At 64.1% G+C, this 12,174-nt stretch carries 10 protein-coding genes; 7 read left to right on the forward strand and 3 right to left on the reverse strand.

The genetic code is table 11. The features are described from left to right. The first annotated feature begins 13 nt into the window (after positions 1–13). From rhaS to EOB80_RS27005, 6 genes are all read left to right on the forward strand, one after another. Positions 14–1,009, forward strand: a complete 996-nt coding sequence (gene rhaS / locus EOB80_RS26980) for a rhamnose ABC transporter substrate-binding protein (protein WP_013533599.1) — start codon at positions 14–16, stop codon at positions 1,007–1,009. An 84-nt stretch (positions 1,010–1,093) separates the two neighbouring features. Continuing rightward, positions 1,094–2,635: a sugar ABC transporter ATP-binding protein gene (locus EOB80_RS26985; protein WP_127330846.1), complete on the forward strand. Its 1,542-nt coding sequence runs from the start codon at positions 1,094–1,096 to the stop codon at positions 2,633–2,635. Continuing rightward, complete coding sequence (locus EOB80_RS26990; RefSeq protein ID WP_127330848.1) at positions 2,632–3,606, forward strand: ABC transporter permease; 975 nt, start codon at positions 2,632–2,634, stop codon at positions 3,604–3,606. The genes EOB80_RS26985 and EOB80_RS26990 overlap by 4 nt, the downstream gene beginning before the upstream one ends. Beyond that, entirely contained in the window at positions 3,603–4,598 is a 996-nt protein-coding gene (locus tag EOB80_RS26995) for an ABC transporter permease (RefSeq protein WP_127330850.1), read from the forward strand. The genes EOB80_RS26990 and EOB80_RS26995 overlap by 4 nt, the downstream gene beginning before the upstream one ends. Then, positions 4,598–4,915: an L-rhamnose mutarotase gene (gene rhaM, locus EOB80_RS27000; RefSeq protein ID WP_127330852.1), complete on the forward strand. Its 318-nt coding sequence runs from the start codon at positions 4,598–4,600 to the stop codon at positions 4,913–4,915. Before EOB80_RS26995 ends, rhaM begins: the two co-directional genes overlap by 1 nt. Next, positions 4,912–6,288, forward strand: a complete 1,377-nt coding sequence (locus EOB80_RS27005; protein WP_127330854.1) for an FGGY-family carbohydrate kinase — start codon at positions 4,912–4,914, stop codon at positions 6,286–6,288. The genes rhaM and EOB80_RS27005 overlap by 4 nt, the downstream gene beginning before the upstream one ends. On the opposite strand, the gene EOB80_RS27010 is transcribed toward EOB80_RS27005, so the two are convergent. The 3 genes from EOB80_RS27010 to galE all read right to left on the reverse strand — a co-directional run bounded on the left by EOB80_RS27010 (position 6,289) and on the right by galE (position 10,467). Continuing rightward, positions 6,289–8,115, reverse strand: coding sequence for an alanine racemase (locus EOB80_RS27010; RefSeq protein WP_127330856.1), 1,827 nt, complete (start codon positions 8,113–8,115; stop codon positions 6,289–6,291). Between the two features lie 2 nt (positions 8,116–8,117). After that, positions 8,118–9,368 (reverse strand): D-amino acid dehydrogenase, encoded by a 1,251-nt coding sequence (locus tag EOB80_RS27015; protein WP_127330858.1) that lies wholly within the window; start codon positions 9,366–9,368, stop codon positions 8,118–8,120. 103 nt (positions 9,369–9,471) lie between these two features. Then, positions 9,472–10,467, reverse strand: coding sequence for a UDP-glucose 4-epimerase GalE (gene galE, locus EOB80_RS27020; protein ID WP_127330860.1), 996 nt, complete (start codon positions 10,465–10,467; stop codon positions 9,472–9,474). 268 nt (positions 10,468–10,735) lie between these two features. On the opposite strand from galE, the gene hemA reads away from it, so the two are divergent. Then, positions 10,736–12,013, forward strand: a complete 1,278-nt coding sequence (hemA, locus tag EOB80_RS27025) for a 5-aminolevulinate synthase (protein ID WP_127330862.1) — start codon at positions 10,736–10,738, stop codon at positions 12,011–12,013. The last annotated feature ends 161 nt before the right edge of the window (positions 12,014–12,174 follow it).

The raw sequence follows: 12,174 nt of genomic DNA on the forward strand, positions 1-12,174 counted from the left end.
GGGAGGAAATTCGATGAGCTTCTTGAAGAAATTGATGGTGACGGCTGCATTCTCAGCCGCCATGTTCGTGAATGCCGCCTATGCCGAAAACGTCAAGATCGCACTGGTGGTGAAATCGCTCGGCAACGGCTTCTTCGATGCCGCCAACAAGGGCGCCGAAGAGGCGGCCAAGGAACTCGGCGATGTCGACATCATCTACACCGGCCCGACCAAGGCGACCGCCGAAGCGCAGATCGAAGTGGTCAATTCGCTGATCGCGCAGAAGGTCAACGCCATCGCCATTTCGGCCAATGACGCCGACGCCTTGGTGCCGGTGCTGAAGAAGGCCATGGAACGCGGCATCACCGTCATCTCGTGGGATTCGGGCGTCGCGAAGGAAGGCCGCCAGCTTCACCTCAACCCGTCCGATACCGGCCTGATCGGTGAGACCATCATCAAGCTTGCCGCCGACCACCTGCCGGAAGGCGGCGAGGTCGCCATCCTGTCGGCCTCCTCGACCGCCACCAACCAGAACGCCTGGATCGACGCGGCCAAGAAAATCCTGCCGGAGAAGTTCCCCAAGATCAAACTCGTCGCCACCGTCTATGGCGATGACGATTCGGCCAAGAGCACCGACGAAGCCAAGGGCCTGTTGAAGTCCTATCCGAACCTCAAGGCGATCATCGCGCCGACCACCGTCGGCGTCGTCGCCGCCGCCCAGGTCGTCACCGACGAGAACCTGATCGGCAAGGTCAATGTCACCGGCCTCGCGCTGCCGTCGGAGTTCAAGAAGTTCATCGACAACGGTTCCAGCCAGGCGGTTGCGCTGTGGAACCCGATCGACCTCGGCTACTCGGCCGTCTACCTCGCCCATGATCTGGCGGTGAAGAAGGAAGAGGCGAAGCCCGGCGCCACGCTGTCGATCGGCCGCGTCGGCAAGGTCACGCTCGACGACACCAACTCGGCTGCGATGGCTCCGCCCTTCCAGTTCGACAAGTCGAACATCGAAAAGTTCTCCAAGATCTATTGATCTGGAGTCCTCTCGAGCTGACGCGGCGGGGCTCACGTCCCGCCGCGACTTTAAACAAACCTTGTTTCAGGGCTTGATACGATCATGGACACGACAGCCCAACACGGCGCGGTGAAGGAGCGGCCTCCGGCCCCGGCTCCACGCCTGACGCTGTCCGGCATCTCCAAGAGCTTTCCCGGCGTGCGCGCGCTGCACAATGTCAGCCTGTCTCTCTACCCCGGGCAGGTGACGGCGCTGATCGGCGAAAACGGCGCCGGCAAGTCGACGCTGGTCAAGATCATGACCGGCATCTACCAGCCCGATGAGGGTACGATCAGCATCGACGGCCAGGCCGTCACCATGCCGAGCGCGCATGCCGCCTTCGGGCACGGCGTCACCGCCATCCACCAGGAAACCGTGCTGTTCGACGATTTGTCGGTCGCAGAAAACATCTTTCTCGGCCATGCGCCGCGCACGCGATTGCGCACCATCGACTGGCGCACGATGCGCAAGAACGCGCGCGAAGTGCTTGACACCATGCATGCCGGCCACATCGACGCCGATGCGCGCCTGAAGGACCTCGGCATCGCCAACAAGCATCTGGTCGCCGTTGCGCGCGCCATGTCGATCGACGCTCAGATCGTCATCATGGACGAGCCGACCGCCGCGCTTTCGATGAAGGAGATCGAGGAGCTCTTTTTGCTGATCGAGTTCCTCAAGAGCGACGGAAAGGCGATCCTGTTCATCAGCCACAAGTTCGACGAGATCTACCGTATCGCCGACCGCTACACGGTGTTCCGCGATGGCGAGATGGTCGGCGAAGGCCTGATCAAGGATGCCGGCCAGAGCCAGATCGTGCGCCTGATGGTCGGCCGCGCGGTCGATCACATCTTCCCGCAGCGCAAGGCCGAGATAGGCGCGCCGGTGCTCTCCGTTTCCGGCCTGTCGCATCCGACCGAATTCAACGACATCGGCTTCGAACTGCACAAGGGCGAGATCCTCGGCTTCTACGGCCTGGTCGGCGCCGGCCGCAGCGAGGTGATGCAGGCGATATCGGGCATCACCCGCACATCAGCCGGCACGATCACGCTGGAAGGCAAGACGCTCGCGCCGAAATCGGCGGCGGATTCGATCGATGCCGGGATCGTCTACGTGCCCGAAGAACGCGGCAAGCAAGGCGTGGTGATCGGCCTGCCGATCTTCCAGAACGTCTCGCTGCCTTCACTCAAGCGCACATCGAAGTCCGGCCTGCTGCGGCTGTCGGAGGAGTTCGATCTGGCCCGCTCCTACACCGAGCGGCTCGACCTCAGGGCCTCCTCGCTCAGCCAGGACGTCGGCACGCTGTCGGGCGGCAACCAGCAGAAGATCGTCATCGCCAAATGGCTGGCGACGTCGCCCAAGGTGATCATCCTGGACGAGCCGACCAAGGGCATCGACATCGGCTCGAAGGCCGCCGTGCACGGCTTCATGGCCGAGTTGGTGGCGCAAGGCCTGTCGGTGATCATGGTGTCCTCCGAGCTGCCCGAAATCCTCGGCATGTCCGACCGCGTCGTGGTCATGCGCGAGGGGCTCGTCGCGGCGGTCTACGACAACAAGGGGCTGGACGCCGAGACGCTGGTTCGGACGGCAGCGGGGATCACGGCATGAAGGCTTTCCTCAAATACCGTGAAATCTGGCTGTTGGCGGCCATCGTCGTGCTGATCGGGCTGATTTCGACGCGTTTCCCGGCCTTTGCCGACCCCGGCAATCTGCGCCAGGTGTTCAACGACACCTCGATCCTGATGATCCTGGCGCTCGGCCAGATGGTGGTCATCCTGACCCGGTCGATCGATCTGTCGATGGCGTCCAATCTCTGCTTCACCGGCATGGTGGTGGCGATGCTGAACGCAGCGCATCCGGCGATCCCGATCCCGCTGCTGATCGTCATCGCGCTGATTGTCGGCCTGGTGCTCGGCGCCATCAACGGCCTGCTGGTGTGGCGCCTGAACATTCCCTCGATCGTGGTGACGTTGGGCACGCTGACCATCTATCGCGGCGCGACCTTCGTCCTGTCCGGTGGCGCCTGGGTCAATGCCGACAAAATGAGCCCGGACTTCATCGGCTTTCAGCGTGCCGCCTTCCTCGGCATTCCGGTGCTGTCGTGGATCGCCATCCTGGTCATTGCGCTGTTCTTCGTCCTGATGACGCGCACCGCGCTCGGCCGCTCGATTTATGCCATCGGCGTAAACCCGACGGCTTCCGTCTATGCTGGCATCGATGTCGGCCGGACGAAATTCATCGTCTTCTGCATCTCCGGCATGATCGGCGGCCTGTCAGGCTATCTCTGGATCTCGCGCTATGTGATCGCGTCGGTCGAGGTCGCCAATGGCTATGAGCTCAACATCATCGCCGCCTGCGTCATCGGCGGCATCTCGATCGCCGGCGGCATCGGCTCGGTCGGCGGCGCGGTGCTCGGCGCACTGTTCCTGGGCATCATCTCCAACGCCCTGCCGGTCATCAACATCTCGCCCTTCTGGCAGATGGCGATTTCGGGCAGCGCCATCATCCTGGCCGTCGTGCTCAACGCGCGCGGCGAACGCCAGCAAGGCCGCATCATCCTCAGAAAGGTGGAGGCGTGACCGACATCCCTGCTCCGCGCCACATTCCCGACCGGCTCGACAAGCCGCTTCGTTCGGCGATCTTTTCCTGGGAAGCGCTGCTGGTCGTGGTGGCCGTCGCCATCTTCGCCATCAACAGCTTCGCCTCGCCCTATTTCCTCGACCCGTATTCGCTGTCCGATCTGACCTTCAATTTCACAGAGAAAGGCCTGATCGCCTTCGCCATGGCGCTGCTGATCATTTCGGGCGAGATCGATCTGTCGGTGGCCGCCATCATTGCGCTGGCGTCGACGATGATGGGCATGGCGGTGCAGGCCGGCGCCGGCACGCCGGTGCTGGTAGCGATCGGCATCGTCGTCGGGCTCGGCTGCGGCGCCTTCAACGGTCTGCTGGTGACAAGGCTCGGCCTGCCGTCGATCGTCGTCACCATCGGCACGATGAGCCTGTTTCGCGGCATCGCCTTCATCATCCTCGGCGACCAGGCCTACAAGGGATATCCCGCAAGCTTCGCCTTCTTCGGCCAGGGCTATGTCTGGTGGGTGGTGTCGTTCGAGCTGGTGCTCTTCCTCATTGCGGCCGTCGTCTACTGGTTCCTGCTGCACCGTACGAGTTTCGGCCGACGCGTCTTCGCCATCGGCAACAATCCGATAGCTGCGCAGTTTTCCGGCGTGCGCGTCGGCCGCACCAAGTTCATCCTGTTTTGCCTGACCGGGCTGATGTCGGGCATCGCCTCGGTGCTGATCACCTCGCGGCTCGGCTCGACGCGGCCATCGATCGCGCAGGGCTACGAGCTGGAAGTCATCACCATGGTGGTGCTCGGCGGCGTCAGTATCCTCGGTGGCGCCGGCAGCATTGTTGGGGTCGTGCTCGCAGCCTTCATCATGGGACTGGTGACCTTCGGGCTCGGCCTGCTCAATGTGCCCGGCATCGTCATGTCGATCTTTATAGGTCTGTTGCTGATCATCGTCATCGCCTTGCCGATCGCCTGGCGGCGATTGCGCGGAGGGCGCTGATGCCGCAGAAATACGCGTTCAAAATGAAGCTGAAGCCCGGCATGAAGGCCGAGTACAAGAAGCGCCACGACGAGATCTGGCCGTCACTGGTCGCGCTGCTGAAGCAGGCCGGCGTCTCAGATTATTCCATCCATCTCGACGAGGAGACCAATATCCTGTTCGGTGTTCTGTGGCGGCGTGACGACCACGGCATGGACGAATTGCCCGGATATCCGGTGATGCAGCGCTGGTGGGCTGAAATGGCCGACATCATGGAAACCAGGCCGGACAACGAGCCGGTGGCCGTGCCGTTGGAAACCGTGTTCCACATGGCATGAGTGCGATGCGCCACATCGCCGTCATCGACATCGGCAAGACCAACGCCAAGGTGGCGCTGGTCGACCTCGCGACGTTGAGCGAGGTGGCGCTGCGCCGCATGTCCAATGCGCCGGTGCGACAGGCGCCTTACCCGCACCACGACGTCGAGGCCCTGTGGGCATTCATCCTCGAAAGCCTTGCCGGTCTCAACCGCGAACAGCGCATCGACGCCATTTCGATCACCACCCATGGCGCGACCGGCGTGCTGGTCGACGCGGCGGGTGAACTGGTGCTGCCGGTGCTCGACTATGAGTTCGATGGCCCTGATAGACTGGCACCGGATTATGACGCGATCCGCCCCCCTTTCGCCGAGACCGGCACGCCGCGCCTGCCGCTCGGCCTCAATCTCGGAGCACAATTCTTCTGGCAGCAGAAAAGCTTCCCGGCGGAATTCGCCAGGGCCGCCGCGATGCTGATGTATCCGCAATACTGGGCGTTGCGCCTGACCGGTGTCGCCGCCAACGAGGTGACTTCGCTCGGCTGCCACACCGATCTGTGGAACCCTTGGACGGCGGATTTTTCATCATTGGTCGACAGGCTGGAATGGCGCGGGCTGATGGCGCCGGTGCGGCCGGCCAGCGACCGCCTCGGCCCGATCCTGCCCATCGTTGCGATGCGAACCGGACTCGATCCGCAAACGCCGGTGTTCTGCGGCCTGCATGATTCCAACGCCTCGCTTCTGCCGCATCTTCTCTCCGACAAACCGCCTTTCTCCGTCGTCTCGACCGGCACCTGGGTGGTGTCGATGGCGGTCGGCGGCAAACAGATTGCGCTGGATGCCGCGCGCGACACGCTGGTCAATGTCAACGCAATCGGCGATCCCGTTCCCTCGGCGCGCTTCATGGGCGGCCGCGAGTTTTCCGTGCTGACAAAGGATCAGCCGGAGCAGTGGACCGAGGGTGATGTCGGCGCCGTGCTGGCGCGAAAAATGCTGCTGCTGCCGTCGACCCAGCAAGGCTCGGGGCCATTCCCGCACCATGCCGCGGCATGGGTCAACGCCGACGGCCTGAACAGCGGCCAGCGCTTTGCCGCCATCTCGTTCTACCTGGCATTGATGACGGCAACCTGCCTCGAGTTGATCGGCGCGGACGGCCCGACCACGGTCGAAGGCCCCTTTGCCCGCAACCGGCTCTTTGTCGGCATGCTGGCGGCAGCCACGGCGCGCGCCGTTGTTGCGTCCGAGGCCGCCACCGGCACCAGCATCGGCGCCGCGCTGCTGGCATCCGATCGGCCGGCGACGCACGGCAAGGGCGAAAGAATAGAACCGCCTGTAGACTCGGCCTGGGCCGACTATGTCAGCGCATGGCGGGGGGCAGTCGAAGCGCAGGGCTGATCAGAGAATCCGTTTGCCGAAAGCCGACATGACGAAGTTGACCGCGTCGGTGCCGATCCGCGGCTCCAGATCCGCCGTCAGGCCCGAAACATCCATCGACAGCAAGCCACCGGAGAGCGCGATCGCCTCCATCGCCTGATGCGTCTCGCGCACGGTCAGCCCGCCGGAGCCCGCAGCCCAGCCGGCGAATTCGGTCGCGGTCGGCGAATAGCTGACATGAAAGCCTTGCGTGCCTGAGGTGGCGATGCGGATCGCTTCATGCATCAGGTCGCGCATGCCCATGGCGTCGATGTCGGTCATGGTGAAAGCCGACACCCGCGAATCCTTCAGCACCCGCGCCTCGGCCGGATCGGCGTGGCGCAGGCCGACGATGACGACATTTTCCGGCGACAGCTGCGGCTGCAGCGCGCCGGCCTTGTGATCGAGCCCGAGCGATCGCGCCAGGACCGAACATTCCGGCAGGTCGATGCCCTCCTCGTCCTCTGGCATCAGGGCGGCGATGGAATCGATCCAGATCAGGCCGAAAGAATGCGTCGCGCGCGCCGTCGCGGTCAGCGCCTTGTGGGCGATGCGACGATCGACGCCGGCAATCAGCCGGACCAGCCCCGATGGCGGCCGCTCGACATCGGCGAGTTCCACCACGTCGAAGTTCATCGCTTCCAGCCGGGCGCCGGTGCTTTCCCGGGCCAGGATGCCGGCGGCCCCCTGCCCGGCCGTGATCTGCACCATCTTGCGGCCGGAAAAATCCTCGACATCATGCATCGGGGCCTTCTCGACATATTCCGAGGTCATCGCCAAAAGCATGGCGCCATAGCTCATGCGGAAGGCGACGCGGTCGCCGACGGAGGGCCTCGGGTCGGCATCGGCGACATCCAAAAGCAGATGGTCGCTGGAGGCGCCGAGCACCCTTATCCCCCTGGCGATCGGCGTCAGTCCCTCGACCAGCACATCCTCACGGCCGATATTGGCGATGGCGCGCAGCCTGTCGCCTTCGTCGGGGAAGACCGGCTGGTTGCCGAAGGCGTCGTAACCCGATTGGCCGATCGGCCGTGACGGCTTGAGCTTGACCTCGATGATGTCGCTTGTCAGCCGGCAGGCATCGGGTTCGAGCTCCGCCCACGGCGTGTCGCGGAAGGTCTCGACACCACCCTGCAGGATCGCCTCGCCGACCCGCAGGTTGTTGATGCCGGCCGGCAACCTGCCTTCGAGCAGCAGCGGCAGCGACGACGAGGCGCCGCCGGAGATCACGTCGAGGCTTCTGCCGGACAGGCGCTCGGTCTTGTAGGCGTGGGCAACGAGCTGGCCGAGATTTTCCGGCGTCGGCATGATGGCGCCGAAGCAGCCGAGATTGGTGCCGATGCCGGCAATGCGAACGCCCTTGAACTGCAGTATCTGCTCGACGGTCGGGATCAGGTCGTTCGGCCAGATGCCTTCTCGCAGATCGCCGAGATCGATCATCAGCATGATGTCGTGGACGCGGCCCATGCGTTCGGCGATGCGCGATATCTCGCGGATGGTGGCGAGTTCCGATTGCAGGCTGATGTCGACGGTGCGCACCACCTCCTCGACCCGCGCCATCGGCGGGCTGCGCAACAGCATGATCGGCGCGTTGATGCCGCTGTCGCGCAGCCGGCGGATGTTCTCGAAACGCGATTCGGCGATGCCGGCGACACCGCCGCGCAACATGGCGCGCGCCACTTGCGGCATGCCGCAAGTGCCCTTGGTGACGCCGAACACTTTTATGCCCGACAGCGCGCAGCGCTCGACGATCGTGCGCGCATTGCGCTCGATGCGGCCAAGGTCGATGGCGACTTGCGGTCCCGACATCGCTAGCTCCCGTAGACCAGCCCCTGCGGGTCGATCTCCGGCTTGCGGCCGGAAACGAGGTCGGCAAGGAATTTCCCCGAGCCGCAGGCCATGGTCCAGCCGACATGGCCGTGGCCGGTGTCGAGATAGAGATTCTTGTAGCGAGCCTGGCCGATGACCGGCACCGAGTTCGGCATCATCGGCCGCAGACCGGCCCAGAACACAGCCTTCTTCTCGTCGACGGCACCCGGGAAAAGATCCTTGCCGGTGCTGATGATCGTCTTGAAATCGGCGGGCTTGAAAGTTCGGTCGAAGCCGGTGAATTCGGCCGTCGAGGACATTCGCAAGCGGTTGCCCAGCCTGGAATAGCCGATCAGCCGGTCCTCGTCGGCGCCGCCCATGGTCGGTCCCTTGCTTTCGTCCTCCAGGGGAATCGTCGCGGTATAGCCCTTTACCGGATAGACAGGCAGGTCGATGCCGTAACGGCGCCCGAGCAGGCCGCTCTCCGGTCCCATCGAGATGACCACGGCATCGCCGGCGACCGGGCCGGCCGACGTCATCACCGCGCGCACATGATCGCCCTCGATGTCGAGGCCTTCGACTGTCGTGCCGAACAGGAATTTGACGCCGAGCTTCTCGGCAGCATAGGCGGCCAGCCTGTCGACAAACTGCTTGGAATCTCCGGTCTGGTCGGTTGGCGAATAGACGCCTCCGGCAATCTTGTCCTTGACGCCGGCAAGGCCTGGTTCCAGTTCGACCAGTCGGTCGCGGCCGACGATTTCGATCGGCAGGCCGTGCCTGGCAAGATAACGGTAATTGTCGGTACCGGTGTCGAGGCTCTTTTGCGAGCGGAAGAAATAGAGGATGCCCTTCTTGCGCTCGTCGTAGTGGATGCCGGTCGCTTCCGAAAGCGCATTGATGCAGTCGCGCGAATAGAGCGCGAGCCTGAGCTTGACGTCGGTGTTGGCGCGCAGGCGCGCCACCGTGCACTGGCGCAGGAAACGCAGACTCCAGGCGAGGAAATAGGGATCGAGGCGCAGCCTGACCTTGATGCCGAGATCATGGTTGTAGAGCCCGCGCAGGAAGGTCTTCAAAGCCGCCGGCGAGGCCCAGGCGGTGGCATCACCCGGTGACACCAGGCCGGCATTGGACTGGCTGGTGCCTTGTGCCGCCGCCGGATGGCGCTCGATCACTGTCACCTCATGGCCGTCGCTGGCCAGATAATAGGCGGCCGCCGTACCGACGACACCGGCCCCGAGCACCGTTATTTTCATGCCATCCCCCAAGATCTCCTCGCGGCGACGCCTCCGCGCCTTGCCGCGAACGCCTTCAATAGCGCTTCGCTGCCCGCCTTGCGAGCCCTTGGGAGAACCCGGCTCAGCCGCGCGCGGAGTTCTTGCCGGTCAGGATGCGCTCCCAGGCGAGCGCGTCGGCGACGATCTGGTCGAGATCGTCGCGTTGCGGGGTCCAGCCGAGCTCGGCGCGGGCGAGATCCGAATTGGCAACCACCGCCGCGGCATCGCCAGGACGACGGTCGCCCATCTTCACCTCGAAATCATGGCCGAAGGCGCGGCGCACGCTGTCGATGACCTCGAGCACCGAGTAGCCATGGCTGTAGCCGCAATTGGCGACGAGGCTTTGTCCCCCGGCACGCAGCCGCTGCAAGGCCAGGCGATGCGCCGCCGCCAGGTCGCTGACATGGATGTAGTCGCGCATGCAGGTGCCGTCCGGCGTCGGATAATCGGTGCCGAACACCTGCATGAACGGCCGCTTGCCAAGTGCCGTCTCGCAGGCGACCTTGATCAGATGGGTTGCGCCCGGCGTCGACTGGCCGGTGCGGCCCTTCGGGTCGGCGCCGGCGACGTTGAAGTAGCGCAGCGCGGTATAGCGCAGGCCATGCGCGATCGACGCGTCGCGCAGCATCCACTCACTCATCAGCTTGGACAGGCCATATGGCGATTCCGGCGACAGGCGGGCGTCCTCGCGCACCGGCTCCAGCCCGGCCCCGCCATAGACGGCGGCGGTCGATGAAAAAATGAAATTGGGCACGCCTTCGCGCACCGCGGTTTCGATCAGCGTGCGCGTCTTCGAGGTGTTGTTCTCGTAGTAGCTGAGGGGGTCGGCGACCGATTCCGGAACCACGATCGAGCCGGCGAAATGAATGATCGCGTCGACCTTGTTCTCCCTGATGACCGAGCCGACCAATTCCCGGTCGGCAACGTCGCCGACGACCAGCCTTGCCTCGGGCGCCACCGCCCATTCGAAACCGGTGGAAAGGCGATCGAGGACGACCACGCCCTCGCCGGCATCAAGCAACTCCCAGACCATGTGGCTGCCGATGTAACCGGCGCCGCCTGTAACCAAAACCGTCATCCGCGTCCTCGCTTATCCAAGATTTATCGGAAACTGTCTCAACCCCCGCTCTACTGGAAAGCCCGCCGCATGACCATTGAAACCCGTGGTAACCGGCATCGCCGGCCAGTGGCATCGTCCTGAAACAAAGTTGATCCACATCAAGGGAATAGGCCACGATCCGTGATCGTTAGGAACAGGTCCGGGGCGTGGCATTTTGACCAAAAAGGCCAGGTGGACGACCAACAGGCCAATGATTATGATCCCGCGCAAAAATTGGGAAGCCTATATGAACTATCAGCGGTTCTTCGAGGAAGCGATCGACCAGCTCCATGCCGAGCGTCGCTACCGCGTTTTCGCCGACCTGGAGCGGATCGCGGGCAAGTTCCCGCGCGCCATCTGGCGTTCCAATGGCCGCGCCGAGGAAATCACCGTCTGGTGCTCCAACGACTATCTCGGCATGGGCCAGCATCCCGACGTCATCGCCGCGTTCCAGAATACCGCTGGCAAGATGGGTTCGGGCGCCGGCGGCACCCGCAACATTTCCGGCACCTCGAACCCGCTGGTCGAACTCGAGGTGGAGCTTGCCGACCTGCACGACAAGGAAGCGGCACTGGTCTTCACCTCCGGTTTCGTCTCCAACGAGGCCTCGATCTCGACCATCGCGAAGCTTTTGCCCAACTGCCTGATCATCTCGGACGAATTGAACCACGCCTCGATGATCGAAGGCGTACGGCGTTCCGGCGCCGAGAAGAAGATCTTCCGCCACAATGATGTCGCGCATCTGGAAGGCCTTTTGCAGGCGGCGGGGCGCGAACGCGCCAAACTGATCGTCTTCGAAAGCGTCTATTCGATGGATGGCGACATCGCGCCGATCAAAGAGATCGTCGAGCTCGCCGAGCGCTACAACGCCATGACCTATATCGACGAGGTCCATGCCGTCGGCATGTACGGGCCGCGCGGCGGCGGCATCACCGAGCGCGAAGGCCTGGCCGACCGCATCGACATCATCGAAGGCACGCTGGCCAAGGCATTCGGCACGCTGGGCGGCTATATCACCGGCACCAGCGCCGTGATCGACGCCGTGCGTTCCTATGCGCCGGGCTTCATCTTCACCACGGCACTGCCGCCGGCGATCGCGGCTGCCGCGACCGCGTCGATCCGCCATCTCAAGCGCTCGCAGGCCGAGCGCGACGCCCAGCAGCAGCAGGCGAGCCGAACCAAGCAGATCCTGTCGGCCGCCGGCCTGCCGGTGATGGACTCGCCGACCCACATCGTGCCGCTTCTGGTCGGCGATCCCGAGGCCTGCAAGATGGCCAGCGACCGCCTGCTCGGCGTGCACGGCATCTACATCCAGCCGATCAACTACCCGACCGTGCCGCGCGGCACCGAGCGGCTGCGCATCACGCCGACGCCGTTCCATTCCGATGCGCTGATCGCCGAATTGCAGGATGCGCTGGTCGAGACCTGGGATGCGCTCGGCATCCCCTATGGCTCCGCCGGGCGGCCTTCGGTGGCCAAAAGCGACCGCATCATTCCCCTGCTGGTCCCCAAGTCAGGCGGCTGAAGCCGTTGCTGGTTGCGCCTGTCGATTGCTTCCAACGCCGCGACGCTCCGACGTCACGGCATGGATCCTAGGGTCTCCGCGACGTCGCTTCGCGACTGCTACGCCCTAGGATGACGAAGCGTGGGGGCTTCTGGCTAGTCACAGAGTTGGAGTCTGGCATC

Source organism: Mesorhizobium sp. M7A.F.Ca.MR.245.00.0.0, from assembly GCF_003997415.1.
GTDB lineage: Bacteria > Pseudomonadota > Alphaproteobacteria > Rhizobiales > Rhizobiaceae > Mesorhizobium.